Raw genomic sequence first — 17,738 nt, forward strand, 5'->3', positions numbered from 1 at the left:
CATCCCCCACTGGCCATGCACAACGGCTTGTTGACGGTTCATCGGGCCTGCCGGGCGGGCCCGTGCAACCATGACAACGCGGCGAGGCTGGCCCACTGGGCCGGTGGATCGATGATGCTCATCAGCAGGCTCAGCGAGCCGGCGTCCGGAGGGTCGGCCAGGCAGGCACGCACCGGCTGGTCCGGGCTGTGCAGCATCAGCTCCAGCGATGGCTCCGGGCTGTCGTAGAACAGCGCATGGCGGATGTGCGGGCGGGCGCGACAGAACTGCCGCATGTCGATGCCATAGGGCACGCCCAGGGCCTTGTTGACGATCAGCAGGTCGAACGACTCGGTGGCGCTATCGGTCAGCAATGCCAGCTCATCGAAGGTGCGGATGGGCGCGATGCGGTAGTAGTCGAGGCGGTTGAGCAGCTTCTCGATGTGCAGCAACTGCTCGTGACGCTCATCGGCGATCAGGATGCGCAGTTTCTTGTCGGTCATGCGCGCAGGCTCCGCTGTTGTCCGCCCTCGAGCCAGCGCAGCAGATCGCCGCTGCTCATGGGCCTGGCGTACCAGTACCCCTGCCCCTGGCTACAGCCCATGTTCAACAGGTGCTGGCGTTGCTCGTCGGTCTCGATGCCCTCCACCACCACCGCCATGCCCAGGGCTTCGCCCAGCGCCAGGGTGCTGCTGACCACCGCATGGCAACGCGGCTCCTGGGTCAGCGCCTGGACGAACCCGGCATCCAGCTTGATTTCGTTGAAGGGCAGCTGGAGCAGGCGCTGGAGTGAAGAAAAGCCGGTGCCGAAATCATCGATGGACAAGCGGCAACCCATCATCCGCAAGCGATACAGGCACTCCAGGCTGGTTTCCGGCGCTTGCAGCAGGCCGCTCTCGGTCAGCTCGAAGGTCAGGCTCGAACCCCGCGCGCCGTACTCACTGAGCACGCAGCGGATCTGTGAAGCGAGGGTGCCGCTGGACAATTGCCCGGCGTGCAGATTGAAGGCGAAATTCAGGTCATGCCCCAGCGTGCGCAATTGCTGTTGCAGCGCGAGCCCCTGGTGCAACTGCTGGTTCAGCAGCTCGTCGAGCAAGCCGTAACGCTCCAGGACCGGCAGGAAACAAGCCGGAGACAGCACCTTGCCCGAGGCATGCCGCCAGCGGGCCAGCACTTCGACGCCGGTGATCTCCCCGGTCTCCAGGATGAATTTCGGCTGGAAGAACCCGCAGAGTTCGTGAGTCGCCAGGGCCTCGCGTACCTGCGCCTCATCCGGAAAGATCTCCGGCGGTTCGGGCGAGGTTGCGATACGCGGCGCACTGCAATGCTTTTTTAGCAGGCGCTCCAGGGTTTCGTAGTGCAGCGGCTTGCCGATATCGCCGAGCAGTTCCAGGTTCAACAGGGAAATGATCTGCCGCACCGTGCGCCGCAGGTCGGCGGACAGCGAGCTGCTGATGATCACCGAGCCCACCTGCCCCGAATGGCCGACCGCCTGCAAGAACTCCAGGCCGTCCATGCCATCCATGCGCAGGTCGCACAGGGCGATGTCCACCGGGCCGACCTCGTTCAGCACCGCCAGCGCCTGCGCCCCGTCCGCGGCCTGGAACACCTGCGTACAGCCCATCTGCTGCAACATGCTCACGGCGATGGCGCGCTGGAAGGAATGATCTTCAAGGACGATGACACGCAAAGTAGAAACAGGCATTGGGACCCACCCACGAAAAGAGCTGTAGCCCATGTTGCGTCAGCGCCCCGGGAAACAACCGAGGTAACGTCCTCCGTTGTTGTATGAAATTTCCTAAGAATCACCGCAGGAATAAAACCAATCGCCGCATCTTAAATAAGGAAGAAAGTCATTAAACCTGAGCGATGCGGTTTGTTGAGGCTCCTTATCGGCGGCACCTGGCGCTTGGGAAATTTCCTACACGCTCTGCTGAATTCACATCTGTGGAGTATTTATGAAAGCTGTGAATATTGCTGCAACTCTTCTATAGAACAAGGAGAGTTCAGACCCCGGCTATATGCATGCAAGTAACCCTTGTACATATGAAGCCATCTTTTGAAAGGCGACAGCAGGTGTCTGTGTTGTTTAGAAGTACCTAAATAATGTGCAAGAACCTACTAAATCTTAAAGGAACATCGCTATGAAGAAGAGTTTGATCACTGCTGCCCTGCTGGCTGGTTCGGCATTCGCAACTATGGCCAACGCCGCTGACGGTGTTATCAACTTCACCGGCAACATCACCGATGCTGCTTGCACCGTTACCCCGGGCACCGCCAACCAGACCGTAGCCCTGGGCACTGTCGCCTCCACGGCCCTGGGTGCCGTAGGCGCCACCTCCGCGCCGACGCGCTTCAGCGTTGTGCTGACCTCTTGTCCGGTAGCTGCCACCAGCGCCACTGTCAAGTTCGACGGCCCAGCCAACGCGGCAAACAGCAGCCTGCTGGCTCTGACCACCGGCACTGGCGTAGCGACCGGTGTCGGTATCGGCCTGTATGAGCAAGACGCCGTTACCCAGATTCCGGTCGGTGGCGCTTCGGCCAGTCGCGCTCTTTCCACCACCGCCGATACCACCTTCAACTTCATCGCCAAGTACGTTGCCACCAACGCCACTGTGGGCGCCGGTACCGCAAACGCTGTAAGTAACTTCACTGTCACTTACAACTAAGCCGTAAAGCCCGGGCATTAACCCGTTTAATGCCCGGTATCAGCGCATAAGCAAACTGCCCCCTCTTCCTGGAAAAACCCAGTGAATAAGGGGCTACTCAAGGAGCATTGATCAATGCATTGGCTCAAGTCCGTTTGTGTCGCCGGCTGCCTCCTGGGCATGGCCCATACTGCGTGGGCCGGCGTGGTAGTGGGCGGCACCCGCGTGGTGTATGACGCGTCGAAAAAAGAAGCTTCCATTTCCGTCACCAACCCGGAAAAAGACACCCCTTATCTGATTCAATCCTGGATCGAGGACAGCTCGGCTTCCGCGACCCAAAAGGCCCCCTTTATCATGACGCCGCCGCTGTTTCGCCTCGACGCGGGCCAGGAAAACGTGCTGCGTATCATCCGTACGGGTGGCAGCTTTCCGGACAACCGGGAGTCGGTGTACTGGGTCAATATCAAGTCGATCCCCGCCTCGGAAAAAACCGACGCCAATCAACTGCAGATTTCCGTAAAAACCCGGATCAAGATGTTCTATCGACCGGCCAACTTGCCCGGTTCAGCGAACGCTGCCTACAAAGAACTGAAGTTCACGCGCTCCGGGAACCAATTGCAGGTTAATAATCCGACGCCTTACCACGTTTCTTTTTATCGCGTGAGCGTGGGTAAAGACGAAATTAAAAATGCCGGCATGGTGGCCCCACAAAGCTCACTGACCTGGACCATTCCAAACGGTGCGACCGGCGCCGCAAGTTGGCAAGCGATCAATGATTTCGGTGGCATTTCCGAAGAGGCCAATGCGCCCCTCTGATTAAGTTCAGAACCTGCTTTACCCCTCTTTGTTTAACTCAATATCAATCCGCTGGATCAACTGCCCGCCATCCGTGGGAGTGGCTTGCGTGTCATAAGGTTGGGTGGAATTAATCTACATGAAAAAAATTTGTGTAAACCCTGCAACGCAGGCAAAAGCAAATGTTCGGCCATCTGCTTTTACTCCCACTCGCCTGGCGACCCTGGTGGCGACTCAGTTTGTTCTGGGAATGAGTCTGCAACCGGCTTCGGTATTGGCCGAAGACTATTTCAACCCTCACGCGCTGGAAGCGGACACGCCCGGTCAACAGTTCATCGAGCTTGAGCGTTTTTCCAGCAAGGGCGGGCAACTTCCTGGTACTTACCGGGTTGATATCTATCTGAACGATACTCAAATCAGTAATCGTGACGTGAACTTTGTCGATGTCGGGGGCAAGTTGCAGCCCGAGTTGACGGCGCAGCAACTGCAAGAGATGGGCGTCAAGCTTGAAGCCTTCCCGGCCCTGCAAAAACTGCCGGCCGCGCAAGTCATCACCCAGTTGCAAGACTATATTCCCGATGCCGGCAGCCGGTTCAATTTCGCCGAACAACGCCTGGACATCAGTATTCCGCAAGCCGCGCTGAGCAATGAAGCGCGTGGTTATGTCGACCCCAGGACATGGGACCAAGGGCTGACGGCCGGCCTGCTGAACTACACCTTTAGCGGCGCCAATACCTCCCGTGACCACCGCTCTGGGACCGATGACAGTTACTACTTGAACCTGCGCAGCGGGTTGAACCTGGGCGCCTGGCGGTTGCGCAACTATTCCACCTACAACCAGAGCAGCGGCAAAAGCGCCTGGGACAACGTCAACACCTATGCCCAGCGGGATATTCATTCGGTAAAAGGCCAATTGACCCTGGGCGACAGCGCGACGCCCAGCGACGTCTTCACCAGCGTCCAGTACCGAGGGGCACAGCTGGCTTCGGACGACAACATGTTTCCCGATAGCCTGAAAGGCTTTGCCCCCGTGGTGCGCGGCATTGCGCAGAGCAATGCCCAGGTCACTGTGCGGCAGAACGGCTACATCATCTATCAGACCTATGTGCCAGCCGGTGCCTTCGCCATTACCGACCTGTATCCGACTTCGTCCAGTGGCGATATGGAAGTCACGATTACCGAAGCCGACGGCACCGAACGCCGCTCCCTCCAGCCCTTCTCCGCCGTGCCGGTCATGTTGCGCGAAGGACGCCTGAAGTATGCGCTGACCGCGGGCGAATACCGCTCGACGGCCAGCGAGAGCAGCAAGCCGGCATTCGCCCAGGGCACACTGATCTACGGCATGCCTTACGATTCCACGCTGTACGGCGGCTTGCTGGCGTCCGGGAAATATTCCGCGGCGAGCCTGGGGGTCGGCCATGGGTTTGGCGACTGGGGTTCGCTGTCCACCGACGTGACCCAGGCCAAGACCGAATTGCGCGATAGCTCGCGGCATAACGGCCAGTCTTATCGCATTCAATACGCCAAGGACATCGCGGCCACCGGCACCACCTTTACCCTGGCCGGTTACCGCTACTCCACCAGCGGTTACTACGATTTCCAGGAGGCCAATGAAATCGATCCTGGCAACTTCAATGACTGGCGCCGGACCTATAACAAGCGCAGCAAGGCGCAGATCAACATCAGCCAGGTCCTGGGCGAGTATGGCAACTTCTATATCAACGGCTATCAGCAGGACTTCTGGCGTCAGAAGGGCTACGAGCGCAGCCTGAGCGCCGGCTACAACCTGACCCATAACAGCGTCAGTTACGGTGTGGACTACACCTACACCCAGGCACCGGTCTACGAAGGCGGCCGCAACAGCAAGGATCAGCAACTGTCCTTCAATGTGCAGGTGCCGCTGGAAAAAGTGCTGCCTAACAGCTGGGCCCGCTACAGCCTCAACACCAGCAAGCAGGGCAATACCAGCCAGGATGTCAGCGTCGGCGGCACCGCCCTGGCGGATAACAACCTGAACTACAACGTACAGCAGGGCTATGCCAACCAGGGTGTCGGTACAACCGGCAACGCCAGCGCCAACTACAAGGGCACCTACGGCGAAGCCCGGGCCGGCTACAACTACGACAAGAGCTCGCAGCAGGTGAACTATGGCGTCCAGGGCGGGATCGTGGCCCACCCTTACGGCGTGACCTTTTCCCAGGAACAAGGCGAGACCATTGCCCTGGTCCGCGCCCCGGGCGCGGCGGATGCCAAGGTGCAAAACAACACCGGGGTACGCACGGACTGGCGCGGCTACGCCGTGGTGCCGTATGTGAGTACCTACCGCAAAAACCGCATCGCCCTGGACAGTGAATCGCTGGCGGACGACCTCGACATCGAGACCAACACCCAGACGGTGACCCCAACGAACGGCGCCGTGGTGCTGGCCAACTTTAAAACCCGTGTTGGCAGCCGCGTGCTGATGACCCTGAAGTACCAGGGCCAACCGGTGCCGTTTGGCGCAACCGCCGCGTTAGTGCAGGAAAAAGATGCCATGGACAACAGCGGGATCGTCGGGGCCGATGGCCAGGTGTACCTGAGCGGTGTACCGGAAAAGGGCCAATTGACGGTCAAGTGGGGCTCCGCGGCCAATCAACAGTGTCGCGCCAGCTTTACCTTGCCAAGTGCAGATGGGCTTTCATCGGTGCTGTCATTAGATGCTGAATGCCAATAACTCAGCGACACAAAGAACATAGGTAATAGCATGAATATGAAAAAGTTATTGATAGCCGGCCTGCTCTGTACTTCTGGCATGTATTCCATGCTCTCTCAGGCAAACTGTAGTTTTATTTCAGGTGCCGCTGGCGATACCGAGACCATTAACTTCGGCAATATTATCATCCAGCGGGATGCGCCTATCGGTACTGTTGTTGCTACAACAACCGCACCTGCATTCTCCAATCGTGGCAATTTCTTTAATTGCATCGTAACGACCAGCCAGACTTCACGTTGGTCAGCGGAAGGGACCTCCGCCGTTAATTTTAATGGTGAGCAATTGTTCAATACCGGCATCGCGGGGGTGGCGATGCGCGTGGTGACTCCACCCAATGGCTGGGGCTGGAGGTATACGGGAAACTTCCCACGGGACTATCTGAGTAATGGCTGCACGGCAGGTGTGCCCTTGACGTGGCTACGCTACTGCGGAGCCGCATGGGGAGGCCCCATTCGATTTGAACTGGTCAAGATTGCCAATACAACCGGCAGTGGGACACTGGCGATTCCCGGGCGTATTCGCGCAAGTGTCATTAACCAGAACTATGTCTATGCCTATAATTTCGGCGCCTCGAACGTTAATAGCGTCGCGTGCTCGGTCACTACCCCCACTATCAATGTCCGCTTGGGCGATATACCGCGCAATACATTCACAGGCCAGGGCCACGCATCGACTGCCGTGCAATTCTTTATTGCCCTTAACTGTGACGCCGGTGCCCGGATCAACTACAGGATCGATGCAACCGCTGACGCTTCTGGCGTGCCCGGGGTAATGGCGATCGATCCATCCGCTACTGAAACTGCCGCCAGCGGAGTGGGGATCAGGCTGACGCGTGCCGGGGCGCCAGTGCAATTTGGCATCACAACGCCAGAAAGAGCAGCTCCTGGTGGCGGCATCTCCTTCCCATTTTTTGCCCAGTACTATCAAACCGGCCCCATTGTCACAGCCGGCAAGGCTAACGGTACGGCGACTTTCACCATGACCTATAACTGACGCCTTGCCAGACTATCCTGCGTACGCCACACCGTGGCGTACGCCCCCCTTGTTGAACCCTGCCTGCCGCCCCCGGTTTATCGTGCCTTCGCTAAGCAAAGCGCACGCCGGAAAGTCGCTCTCTGTTGCTCAGCCGCTTGTCCCGCCTCATGCCCCGCACACTCGTTGGCGCCTGGGTGTCCGATAAGTTGCCAGGCACTGGCCCCGCCTGAACAAAACCTCAAAGACGCTGAGCCTCGCGGCAAAACCCGGTATGTGCGAGCCCTGTTGTTCGAGCAGCCGACGCCCTGCCTATGCCACAGCCAGACTGCCGGTAACCGGGGTGATTGGCGGGTGGGCGCGGCGGCGACCTGCCCTGCCGTGCTGAATCCACAGCCATGCCCATCGCATGACCTCGGCGCTCCACAAGCCCATGCAGTGCAGGGCAGGCGCCGTATGACGCTGGGTGAGCGATACCGCCTTTATGGCCGGCCCGTGTTGACTCAAGGGGTCACCCGGCAGTATTCGGCGCCAGTTGCTCAAGCATCGGCCGGTGCCCGGTAAAGGTTGCGATTTCACCTGCCCGATCAAGCCGGCGACTGGCCGGAGCACTGTTTTAAACAGCGCTGCGGCCGTGTGGATTCACCGGTTCTCGAGTGACTCGGTGTACGTGTCCAACGCCGTCGCCAGCGCGGACATTTCCTCTTTCAACGCAGCACCCGCCCGCCGCAGGGCCTGCCCGTCTGCCTTCGCTTCACAGGCGGCCTCCAGTTGCTCGCAGGCCAGGATCAGGCGTCGCGCCTTGACGATGCGCGCGCCGCCCTTGACCTTGTGCGCCAGGTCGGAGAGTTCCTGCCCGTCCTGGGTGGAGCAGTCTTCGGCCAGCCGGGCCATGTCCTGCTGGTTGCTCAGCGCCAGGTCGTTCAGCAGTTCGCGCATCGCCGCCTGATCGCCGCGGACCAGTTTTTCCAGGGCGGCGAAGTCGATGTCGTCGACCTGCTCCTCGGCGGCCTGATCCGCCGGCACCGCCACGACGACCGGCTCGAACCGGTCCAGGCGCTGCTTGAGCGATTCCAGGCTGATGGGCTTGAACAGGCAGTCGTCCATGCCCGCCTCCAGGCAACGGGTCTTTTCATCCGGTTGCGCGTTGGCGGTAAAGCCGATGATCAGGCACGGCGCCAGGCGCCGGTCCGCTTCCTCGGCACGGATCGCGCGCGACAGGGCATAGCCGTTCATGATCGGCATATTGCAGTCGGTGATCACCACATCGAAACGCTGCTTGCGCCAGGCGCGCAAGCCATGGGCGCCGTCCTGGGCCTCGACCATCTCGTGGCCCAGGTAGCCCAGCTGCTTGGACAGCAGCAGGCGGTTGGCCGGGTAGTCGTCGACCACCAGAATCTTCAGTGGCTGCTGGAGCGAGGCTTCAGTCGCAGAGGGTGCTTCAGGGGGCAGCGGCTCGAGGACCGGCATCTGCAGCAACACTTCGATTTGCGTGCCCTGCCCCAGCACGCTGTGCAAGTGCAGTTGACCGCCCATCATTTCGCACAGGGTACGGCTGATGACCAGCCCCAGGCCCGAGCCGCTGCGCCCGGACTGGTTGTTGTTGCTGGCCTGGGTGAAGGGGCTGAACAGGCGCTGCTGGTCCTCGACGGAAATGCCCTGGCCACTGTCCTCCACCCGCAGCCGTATCGACAGCGGCTCGCCGGGGGCGTCGGCCAGCACTTCCAGGAGCAGGCGCACCTCGCCTTCGGTGGTGAACTTGATGGCGTTGCTGACCAGGTTGGAAATGACCTGCTTTAAACGCAGCGGGTCGATCGACACATCGCAATCGGCGCGGGCATCCAGTGTCAGCTCCAGCTTCAGCTGTTTCTGCTCCGCCAGGCCCTCGAAGATCCGCGCCACCGACCTGACCAGTTCCCTGAGGTTGGCGCGGCCGGGGGTCAGGGACAGCTTGCCGGACTCGATGCGGGCGATGTCGAGGATGTCGCCGATCAGGTCCAGCAGGCCGTGGGCTGCCCCCGACGCGACCTCGATGGCAAAGCGGTCGAGCACGCCCTGGTCGGACTTTTTCAGGGCCAGTTCGAGCATGCCGATCACCGCGTTCAGCGGCGTGCGGATTTCATGGCTCATGGTCGCCAGGAAGGTGGTCTTGGCCCGGTTGGCTTCCTGGACCATGCCCAGCAGTTGCTCGCGCTCGCTGACATCGATCCAGCCGGCGATCATGCCGGTGATGGTCCCTTCGCTGTCCTTGTACGGCAGCATCCAGTGATAGATCGTCAGCCGGCGACCATCGGGCAGGACCAGCGCGCGATCCTGGACTTTCGACACATCGTCGCGCAGCACTTGCAGGTACTCGTCGTGGTAGGCAGCGGCTTCGGCGCTGTCGGTAAACACGCTTTCCGTGATGAGTTTGCCCAGCACCTCGTCGTTGCTCAGGCCCAGGACCTCGAGGTAACTGGAGTTGCAGATCACCATGCGCCCTTCGAGGTCACGCACGTAGATCGGATGCGGCGTGCCGTCGATCAGCACCCGCATGAACTCCAGCTGGTTGTTCAGCGCCCGCTCGGCCACTTCGCGCCGCTGGATCAAGCGGCGCAGGTAGGCGATCCAGACGAACGCCAGCAGCAGCAACACACCAGCGATAAAGAAGCCCTGGACGATCGCGTCGCGATTGCGCAGCCAGAAGGTGTCGTCGATCACCACCTCGCTGCGCCAGCGATTGGTGATCTCGGCCATTTCTTCCGGCGAGATGCTCAGCAGGGCCTTTTCCAGGATGGCGTACAGTTCCAGGTCGCCGCGCTGGGTGACGAAGGCGAACCGGGCGGGCTCGATGCCCACGGTGCTGGTGACCTGCAAACGGTCCCGATACTGCCGGGAAATCATGTAGCGGGCACTGAGCAGGGAGTTGGCGCCGGCATCCACCTCGCCCTTGGCGACCATCGCCATGACCTGGGCGGCGTTGTCCGCATAGACGATCTGCACCTGCGCAAAACGGCTGGCGATGTAGTCGGTAAGGAACATGCCGCGAATGATCGCCAGGCGTTTGCCGGCCATCTCATCCAGGGTCGCCGGGCTTTGCGGACTGATACGGGTGATCAACACATAAGGGGTCGACAGATAAGGCCGGGTGAAGCGCATCTGCCCTTCCCGCTCGGCACTCGGGGTCAAGGCGGCCAGCAGATCGACCTTGCCGGCCTGCAGGTTGTCGATCTGCCGGGCCATCGAGGTGCCGCGCACCATGTCGAACTTCAAGCCGGTGCGCAGGCTGACCTTGGCCAGCACGTCGGCGCTGACGCCACGCAGGGCGCCTTTTTTGTCGAAGAACGACAGCGGCAGGAAGTTCTCCATCGCCGCCACCGTGACCCTGGGGTGCTGTTCCAGCCAGCGTTGTTCCTTGGGCGTGAGGTGCAGGCGATTCTGCCCCGGGATATTCATCTCGGAGGCCCCCCAGCGCCGCAGGATGGCCATGCGCTCGCCGATGGGAATCGCCGCGATGGCGGCATTGGTGATGCCCAGCAGCCGGGTGTTGCGGGCGGACAAGGCAAAGGCAAAGCGGCTGCCCTCCAGCCGCGAGAAGTCGCTGAGCTGGACATTGTTCAGGTAGTTCATGCCGATCAGGTAATTGGCGCTGATGGCATCACCGAGGTAGGCGTCGGCCTTGCCGAAGGCCACGGCGCCGATCGCGCTCAACGTCGAAGGGTAGAGTTGCAGCTCGGCATCGGGATAGGCGCGACTGACGCTCTGCGGCGGCAGGTAGTGGTACAGCATGGAAATCTTTTTCCCCGCCATGTCCCCGGCAAACGAAGCACCTTCGTCGCTACGGGTGACGATCATCGGTTGATCGTCGGCATAGGCGGCCGACATCACCAGCTCGGGGTCGCTCTCTTCGAAACCGTTGGCGGTGCCCAGCAGGTCGACTTCACCGTCTTTCAGCGCACGGATCACATCGGCCCTGGACGGGAAGCGACGCACCTGCACCTGGACATGCAGCAGCTGCGCCAGCAGCCCCACGTAATCGGCGGTCAGCCCTTCGTAATCGCGACCGGTGCCGGTCACGTCGAAGGGCGGGTAATCCGGCGCCGAAACCCCGAGGTACAAGGTGCCTTTTTTGCGCAACCAGCTCCAGTCCGCCTCGGCCAGCTCGACCTGGTGTTCACCCAGAGTGGAGCGCCCGAGCAATTGCAGGGTTTCCGCCTCGGCCTCATCAGCGGCGTGGGCCACCACGAATACCGGCGACAGCAGCACCAGCAGGGCCAGGCACAAGCGCAGTGAAGACTTCATCAGATCAGGTTATTGCGCTTGGCCAGTTCCGAAAGGTGCACCAGCGAGCTCACATTGAGCTTCTCGATCAACCGGGCCTTATAGGTGCTGATGGTCTTGTTGCTCAGGAGCAAGTCGTCACCGATCTGCTTGTTGCTCAAGCCTTTGGCCAGTTGCTGCAGGATCGACAGTTCCCGGTCGGAAAGGCTCTCGATCAACGCCTGCTCCGAGGCTTCCACGTCCCCCCGGCGCACCGAGTTCAGGGTCAGGTCGGGGAAGAAGGTATAGCCGGACTTGATGGCGTTGATGGCCTTCACCAGCTCGTCCAGGTCATCGGCCTTCGACACGTAGCCGGCGGCCCCCGCCCGCATGCAGCGCATCGAAAAGAACACCGGGGACAAGGACGTCAGGACCAGGACCTTCACCGGCAGCTTCAACGCCGAGATGCGGTTGAGGGCATCCAGGCCGTCGACCCCCGGCATGGAGATATCCAGCAGCACCAGGTTGGGCTGATGTTCGCGGGTCAGCTGGACGGCCGAGGCGCCGTTGTCGGTTTCCGCCACGACCTCGTACTGCTCCTGCTTGAGGATCATCCTCACGGTCGAACGAATGAACGGGTGATCGTCCACAATCACGGCTTTGAGCATAGGAGCCTCAGTAAATGGGGGAACGAGAATCGAGTCGGAAGGGATCAGGATGCTACACGCAAAGCGCCTGATATCCCGCTACGGCTTTTAGCATATATGAGCTTTTACAAAGCGGCGCTGCGTGTGTTTTCCTCACCCGCGCAGCGCTGGCTAACCCTCTTCCTGCCCGGCGATGGTGGGTGCCCGCAGCCACGTTAACAGCTCATGGGAAGACATGGGCTGGGCGTAGTAAAAACCCTGACCCACTTCACATCCCATATTGATCAGCGCATAGCACTCTTGCTGATTGCTCACCCCTTCGATCACCAGCGACATACTCAGTGAGCGGGCCAAGGCCACCGTGCTGGCAATCACCGCTTTACTGCGCGGCTCCTGGATGCTGCGGACAAATTCACCGTCCAGCTTGATCTCGCTGAAGGGTAACTGGCAGAGCAGTTTCAGCGAGGAAAAACCCACGGCGAAATCATCGATCGACAGCCCGCAGCCCATGACCCGCAAACGCAGCAGGCTCTCCTGAATCCTCGGCTGGATCTCCAGCAGACCGTTCTCCGCCAGCTCGAAGGTCAGGGCCGCAGCCGATACCCGATGGCGCTTGAGCGCCTGGCGAATATGGTCGGTCAGCCCCGCCTCCAACAGTTGCGATGCATGCAGGTTGAACGACATCTCCAGCGGGCGCCCACCCCGCTGCAACATGCCCAGCAGGCTCAGGCCCTGTTCCAGCAACTGCTTGAACATCTCGTCGATCAGGTCGTAGGCCAGCACGGCCGCGAGAAAATCCCTGGGCAGCAGCAAGCCCTTCGACGGGTGCTGCCAGCGCGCCAGGACTTCAGCCCCGGCCACCTGACCATTGGCCAGGAAAAACTTGGGCTGGAAGAACGCGCGGAACTCGCCCAGGGCCAGCCCACGGCGAATGTCTTCTTCGTTGGGCAAGCTCGTCACGGGCACAGGCGCCGCTGCCGTCGCCTGGCATTGGTGCTGGTAACGCTGCAGGATCTTTTGCAGGGCCTTGGCCTGTATCGGCGTGCTCAGGGTTCCCAGCAGTTCCACCCCGGAAAACGAGGCCATCTGTTCGATGGCCCGGCGCAACTGTGGTTGAAACTCGCAGTAGAGAATCACTGCCCGGACCATCGACAGCTGGCCCACGCAGTTGAGGAAATCCAGGCAGTCCATGCCCATGTGGGCCAGGTCGCACAGGGCCACATCCACCTGGCCCTGGCGTTGCATCAAGGCCAACGCCTGTTCTCCGCTGCTGGCCTGCAAAATATCGAAAACACCCAGTTGCTGCAGCGCAGCGACCACGGCACTGCGCTGAGCCGAGTGTTTTTCTAAAACCAGAATACGCAGGGAGGTCATCGTTCGTCTGCCATTGCCATGGAGCCAGGGAGAGGCATTCTGCTAGGCGATGGCGGAGTTTTGAGCAGGGGCCTTCCCAGAGACTTGTAGGAATTTTCCCAAGCCCGAGTGTCAGGCACCTACGCCAGGGGCTGAGCGCGATGAGTGAACGGAGAGCGGCCGGACAGCCCCAGGGTCACGACTTGGCTCGGTAATACTCGGCCATGAAATCGACAAATGCCCTGACCTTGGCGGGCAGGTTCCGGGCATGGGGGTATAGCGCATAGTAATGACGCACACCGAGGGTGTAGTCGGGAAGAATCCGCACCAGCCTGCCGGCCAACAGGTCGTCCTGCACGGTGGCCAGGGTAAAGGCGGCAATGCCCCCACCCGCCAGGGCGCAGGCGTGCAACGCGGTGATGGTGTCGGTGTGAAAACGGCTGTCGGCGGTCACGGTGACCGGCTCAGCTTTTTCACTCACCAGGGACCACTGCGTGGCCGAGGCAAAGGTCAGCAGCCGATGCGCGCTGAGTTCGGTGACGCTGCGTGGCAGGCCGCACCTGAAGACGTAGGCCGATGACGCGACCATCACCATGGGCGAGACCGTAAGCAAGCGCGCGACCAGGCTGCTGTCGGCCAAGGGCCCGCAGATGCGGATGGCCACATCGAAGCCATCGGCCACCAGATCGACAAAAGGGTCCGAGCAGGACAGATCGACCTGGATGTCCGGATACCGCTGCTGGAACGCCGGCAGCCAATGGGCCAGCTCCAGGGTGCCGACCACCAGCGGCGCACTGATGCGCAGCAACCCGGAGGGGCGTTCCTGCTCCAGGGTCACGGCCTGGGACGCGGCATCGACGCGATCCAGGATGTCCACGCAGGCGGTGTAATAACGCTCGCCCGCCGCGGTGAGGCTCATGCGCCGGGTGTTGCGATTGATCAGACGCACGCCAAGCGTGGACTCCAGTTGCTGCAAATGTCGCGACACCGAGGAATGCGTGGTGTCCAGCCGCTCGGCGGCGGCGGAAAACCCCTGGGCTTCGACGATACAGCGGAACACACGCATGGCGAGCATCTGATTCATAGCGGTTTAGCGCACCGGCAATTTGAGGATCTGGGCGGTGGTCATCACGTCGCCGAAGGTGTCCTCGATCTCGGCCAGCGCGGCCTTGTGCAAGGCGTCCTTGTCGACCTTGTCGCCGTTGACCCGGGTAATGTCGCGAGTGGCCGAGGCGTCGGAGGCGACTATGACCTTGTAGCCCAGGGGCGCGGCGTCACGGGCGGCACCGGCGACACAGGCGTGGGTCATGAGGCCGGAGATGATCAGGTTCTCGATCCCGGCGCTCTTCAGGCGCTTATCCAGATCGGTACTGGCGAAGACGCTGACCGTGCTTTTCTGCAGCACCCTGTCCTTGGCCCGCGGCTGCATGTCGGGGTGGAACTTCACGGTTTCGCCATCGATGGCGAACACAGCGGAACCGGCCGGTGCAACGTGCTGGACGTGATAGACCGGCAGGTTGTGGCTGTCGGCGAACTTGATCAGCTCACGGGTATTGGCCAGGGCCTTGGTGCCGTCCGGGATCGGCATCTTGCCGGTGAAGTATTCGTTCTGGAAGTCGATCACCAGCAGTGCGGACTTGCCGGCCGGCAACTCGTTGATCGGCATGGCGCCCGACATGGCACGAATGGTCGGATGGCCTTCAGCCAAGGCAGCAGTGCTGGCCACAATGCCGGAAAATGCACAGGCGGCGAGGAAACGACGGGTAAAACGTTGCATGGGTATTTCCTTCTTCGGTAGAGTGAATAAACAAATGCTAGGGAAATACCTCAAGCTCGAACACAGCGCAGGTAGCACAGGGTCTGTGCGGTTTTCGCACAAATAGGGATGTTCGGCAATCTGCAATATGCGTGGTTCACCGCTCAGCGGCTGTCTGCCAAAGCACCGCCCATGAAGGGCGAGCCCCGCGTTATCGTTGACGTTTATCGCGGGCAAGCCTCGCTCCTACGGACGGCGGCACCTGTGCTTGCGTAGGAGCGAGGCTTGCCCGCGAAGCGATCTCACAATCGCCTCGATCAGAGCTTCCAGGCCCCAGCTTCGGCAAAGAATGCCCGTGCGTTGTCTTCCAGGCTTTCCAGGTGGTAGCCGCCTTCCTGCACGATCAGGCACGGCAGGCCGAGGCTGCGGATGCGTTCGCCGAGGCGGGCGAAACCTGCGCGGGTTACCGCCACTTTGCTTTGCGGGTCGAGTTCGTAGATGTCGAAACCCAGGGACAGCACCAGCACTTGCGCGTCGAAGCTTTTCACCGCCGCCAGGGCGGTTTCCAGCTGGGCGAGGAATTCGGCTTCGCTGGCGCCGTGGGCCATTGGCAGGTTGAGGTTGTAGCCCTGCCCCGCGCCGCTGCCGCACTCGTCGGCGAAACCGGCGACGCCCGGGTAGAAGTTGGTCGGGTCGCCGTGCACCGAGACGTACAGCACGTCGTCGCGTTCGTAGAAGATTTCCTGGATGCCCTGGCCGTGGTGCATGTCGGTGTCCAGCACCGCGACCCGCTCGAATTTTTCGCGCAGTACCTGGGCGGCGATCGCTGCGTTGTTCAGGTAGCAGAAGCCGCCGGCGGCTTCGGCCCGGGCGTGATGGCCCGGCGGGCGGCACAGGGCGTAGGCCGCCGGTTCGCCGTCGAGCAAGGCGCGGGCGCCGGCAATCGCGCTTTGCGCCGACCAGTAGGCCGAACGCCAGGTCAGTTCGCCCACCGGGCAGCTGCCGTCGGCCAGGTAACGCGCGGCCTGGGCGAGGATGCCGCGCAGGGCGTTGGGCTCGCGGACGAAGATGTTCGACATCACCTCGTCGCCCCAGTCCTCGGGAATCTCCTTCCAGCGCTGGTGGGCTTCCTTGAGAAATTGCAGGTACGCCGCGCCGTGCACCGCCAGCAGCGGTTGCAGGCCGGCGTCCTCTGGTTGTTGCACGTCAAAACCCAGGGAGTGCGCGGCCTGGACCAGGCGCTGGGCGCGCTCGGGCACTTCCTGCGGGGTGCGCATCTGGCCGCGGGAGTAATAGCTGCGCGGATGGTGCAGCAGCTGTTCGGGGTGGAAAAAACTGCGCATGACCTTCTCCTTATTCGACCCGGCCGGCGCGGGCCAGCACGGCGTTGAGCAATACGTCGGTGCCCTGGCGCACATCCTCGGGCAGTACGTCTTCGGCTTCGTTGTGGCTCAGGCCACCAACGCACGGGATGAAGACCATGGCCGTGGGGCAGAACCGCGCCAGGTGAATTGCGTCATGGCCGGCGCCGCTGACGATCGATTGCTGAGCGTAGCCCAGGCCGTCCACCGCCTGTTGCACGGCCGCCACGCAGTCGGCATCGAAGGGCGTGGCCGGGCTGATCCAGTGCGGGCTGATGGTCACTTTCAGCTGGCGTTGTCCGGCGATGGCAGCAAGCCGCGCGCGTACTTCCTGCTCCATGGCGGCGATGGCGCTGTCGCGGTGGTGCCGCAGATCGACGGTGAATTGCAACAGGCCGGGAATGGTGTTGCGCGAAGACTTGGCGATGCTCAGCTCGCCAACGGTGGTCAGGCCTTCGGGGGCAAAATCCGTGGCCAGGGTTTCGATCGCCAGGATCATCTGCGCGGCGCCGTAGAGCGCATCCTTGCGCAGCGGCATCGGTGTGGTGCCGGCGTGAGCCGCCATACCTTCGACCTGCACATCGAGCCAGCGGATCGCCTGGCCGCCGCTGACCACGCCGATGCTCTTGGCGTTGTCTTCGAGGATCGGCCCTTGTTCGATATGCGCCTCGAAGTAGGCATCCACCGCCCCGCCCAGCGGCCGCGTACCGGCGTAGCCGGTGGCGTGCAGAGCCTCGGCGACGCTGATGCCGTCGGCGTCGCGCACCGTCAGGGCGCTCTCCAGGTCCATGATCCCGGTGAACACCGCCGAGCCGAACATGGCCGGGGTGAAACGCGCGCCCTCCTCGTTGGTCCACACCGCCACTTCCAGCGGCTTGCGGGTCTGGATTTGCAGATCGTTGAGGCAGCGCACCACCTCCAGGCCGGCGAGCACGCCGTACACGCCATCGAAGCGCCCGCCTTCGGGCTGGGTGTCGAGGTGGCTGCCCATCATCACCGGGGCGGCGTCGGGGTCGCTGCCCGGACGCCGGGCAAACAGGTTGCCGATGGGGTCGACACTCAGGCTCATGCCGGCCTCGCGGCACCAGCTTGCAAACAGCTCGCGCCCGGCCTTGTCCTCCTCGCTCAGGGCCAGGCGGCAACTGCCGCCACGGGCAGTCGCACCGATTTCGGCCATGGCCATCAGGCTCGCCCACAGGCGTTCACCGTTGATCTTCAACATGCTTCGGTTCTCCG

Annotated in this window: 13 protein-coding genes; 4 read left to right on the top strand and 9 right to left on the bottom strand. The window is 61.7% G+C overall.

The genetic code is table 11. The features are described from left to right. Nucleotides 1–38 precede the first annotated feature (38 nt). Nucleotides 39–482, bottom strand: coding sequence for a hypothetical protein (locus tag AC3RCP_RS22140; protein ID WP_492571929.1), 444 nt, complete (start codon nucleotides 480–482; stop codon nucleotides 39–41). Further along, the gene (locus AC3RCP_RS22145) at nucleotides 479–1,684 is read right to left on the bottom strand and encodes an EAL domain-containing response regulator (RefSeq protein WP_492571928.1); all 1,206 of its coding nucleotides are present in this window, start codon (nucleotides 1,682–1,684) and stop codon (nucleotides 479–481) included. The genes AC3RCP_RS22140 and AC3RCP_RS22145 overlap by 4 nt, the downstream gene beginning before the upstream one ends. 439 nt (nucleotides 1,685–2,123) lie before the next feature. Here AC3RCP_RS22145 and AC3RCP_RS22150 point away from each other — a divergent pair, with 439 nt between their 5' ends. The 4 genes from AC3RCP_RS22150 (at nucleotide 2,124) to AC3RCP_RS22165 (ending at nucleotide 7,167) form a co-directional block, all read left to right on the top strand. After that, nucleotides 2,124–2,648 carry a fimbrial protein gene (locus tag AC3RCP_RS22150; protein WP_492571927.1) on the top strand — a complete coding sequence of 175 codons (525 nt, stop codon included), beginning with the start codon at nucleotides 2,124–2,126 and terminating at the stop codon, nucleotides 2,646–2,648. 114 nt (nucleotides 2,649–2,762) lie between these two features. Beyond that, the gene (locus tag AC3RCP_RS22155) at nucleotides 2,763–3,443 is read left to right on the top strand and encodes a fimbrial biogenesis chaperone (protein WP_492571926.1); all 681 of its coding nucleotides are present in this window, start codon (nucleotides 2,763–2,765) and stop codon (nucleotides 3,441–3,443) included. 229 nt (nucleotides 3,444–3,672) lie between these two features. Further along, nucleotides 3,673–6,135, top strand: coding sequence for a fimbria/pilus outer membrane usher protein (locus AC3RCP_RS22160; RefSeq protein ID WP_492571925.1), 2,463 nt, complete (start codon nucleotides 3,673–3,675; stop codon nucleotides 6,133–6,135). Nucleotides 6,136–6,165: 30 nt separating this feature from the next. After that, nucleotides 6,166–7,167, top strand: coding sequence for a fimbrial protein (locus tag AC3RCP_RS22165; RefSeq protein ID WP_492571924.1), 1,002 nt, complete (start codon nucleotides 6,166–6,168; stop codon nucleotides 7,165–7,167). A 621-nt stretch (nucleotides 7,168–7,788) separates the two neighbouring features. Here AC3RCP_RS22165 and AC3RCP_RS22170 read toward each other — a convergent pair. The 7 genes from AC3RCP_RS22170 to AC3RCP_RS22200 form a co-directional block, all read right to left on the bottom strand. Then, a complete protein-coding gene (locus tag AC3RCP_RS22170; RefSeq protein ID WP_492571923.1) occupies nucleotides 7,789–11,427 on the bottom strand; it encodes a transporter substrate-binding domain-containing protein in 3,639 nt (1,212 codons plus the stop codon). Further along, the gene (locus AC3RCP_RS22175; protein WP_492571922.1) at nucleotides 11,427–12,053 is read right to left on the bottom strand and encodes a response regulator; all 627 of its coding nucleotides are present in this window, start codon (nucleotides 12,051–12,053) and stop codon (nucleotides 11,427–11,429) included. The genes AC3RCP_RS22170 and AC3RCP_RS22175 overlap by 1 nt, the downstream gene beginning before the upstream one ends. A 150-nt stretch (nucleotides 12,054–12,203) precedes the next feature. Then, a complete protein-coding gene (locus AC3RCP_RS22180) occupies nucleotides 12,204–13,406 on the bottom strand; it encodes an EAL domain-containing response regulator (RefSeq protein ID WP_492571921.1) in 1,203 nt (400 codons plus the stop codon). Between the two features lie 175 nt (nucleotides 13,407–13,581). Beyond that, nucleotides 13,582–14,469 (bottom strand): LysR family transcriptional regulator, encoded by an 888-nt coding sequence (locus AC3RCP_RS22185; protein ID WP_492571920.1) that lies wholly within the window; start codon nucleotides 14,467–14,469, stop codon nucleotides 13,582–13,584. A gap of 6 nt (nucleotides 14,470–14,475) precedes the next feature. Further along, nucleotides 14,476–15,162 (bottom strand): cysteine hydrolase family protein, encoded by a 687-nt coding sequence (locus tag AC3RCP_RS22190; RefSeq protein ID WP_492571919.1) that lies wholly within the window; start codon nucleotides 15,160–15,162, stop codon nucleotides 14,476–14,478. 296 nt (nucleotides 15,163–15,458) lie between these two features. Then, nucleotides 15,459–16,484: a histone deacetylase family protein gene (locus tag AC3RCP_RS22195; RefSeq protein WP_492571918.1), complete on the bottom strand. Its 1,026-nt coding sequence runs from the start codon at nucleotides 16,482–16,484 to the stop codon at nucleotides 15,459–15,461. A gap of 10 nt (nucleotides 16,485–16,494) precedes the next feature. Next, on the bottom strand, nucleotides 16,495–17,724 hold the full coding sequence (locus AC3RCP_RS22200; protein ID WP_492571917.1) for a Zn-dependent hydrolase: 1,230 nt from the start codon (nucleotides 17,722–17,724) through the stop codon (nucleotides 16,495–16,497). Between the last annotated feature and the right edge of the window lie 14 nt (nucleotides 17,725–17,738).

The sequence above is a fragment of the Pseudomonas sp. GW822-FHT05A08 genome (assembly GCF_058800485.1).

Coding starts and splice junctions, on each gene's coding strand:
- AC3RCP_RS22140 (WP_492571929.1), bottom strand. CDS start 482: ATGACCGACAAGAAACTGCGCATCCTGATCGCCGATGAGCGTCACGAG.
- AC3RCP_RS22145 (WP_492571928.1), bottom strand. CDS start 1,684: ATGCCTGTTTCTACTTTGCGTGTCATCGTCCTTGAAGATCATTCCTTC.
- AC3RCP_RS22150 (WP_492571927.1), top strand. CDS start 2,124: ATGAAGAAGAGTTTGATCACTGCTGCCCTGCTGGCTGGTTCGGCATTC.
- AC3RCP_RS22155 (WP_492571926.1), top strand. CDS start 2,763: ATGCATTGGCTCAAGTCCGTTTGTGTCGCCGGCTGCCTCCTGGGCATG.
- AC3RCP_RS22160 (WP_492571925.1), top strand. CDS start 3,673: ATGAGTCTGCAACCGGCTTCGGTATTGGCCGAAGACTATTTCAACCCT.
- AC3RCP_RS22165 (WP_492571924.1), top strand. CDS start 6,166: ATGAATATGAAAAAGTTATTGATAGCCGGCCTGCTCTGTACTTCTGGC.
- AC3RCP_RS22170 (WP_492571923.1), bottom strand. CDS start 11,427: ATGAAGTCTTCACTGCGCTTGTGCCTGGCCCTGCTGGTGCTGCTGTCG.
- AC3RCP_RS22175 (WP_492571922.1), bottom strand. CDS start 12,053: ATGCTCAAAGCCGTGATTGTGGACGATCACCCGTTCATTCGTTCGACC.
- AC3RCP_RS22180 (WP_492571921.1), bottom strand. CDS start 13,406: ATGACCTCCCTGCGTATTCTGGTTTTAGAAAAACACTCGGCTCAGCGC.
- AC3RCP_RS22185 (WP_492571920.1), bottom strand. CDS start 14,469: ATGAATCAGATGCTCGCCATGCGTGTGTTCCGCTGTATCGTCGAAGCC.
- AC3RCP_RS22190 (WP_492571919.1), bottom strand. CDS start 15,162: ATGCAACGTTTTACCCGTCGTTTCCTCGCCGCCTGTGCATTTTCCGGC.
- AC3RCP_RS22195 (WP_492571918.1), bottom strand. CDS start 16,484: ATGCGCAGTTTTTTCCACCCCGAACAGCTGCTGCACCATCCGCGCAGC.
- AC3RCP_RS22200 (WP_492571917.1), bottom strand. CDS start 17,724: ATGTTGAAGATCAACGGTGAACGCCTGTGGGCGAGCCTGATGGCCATG.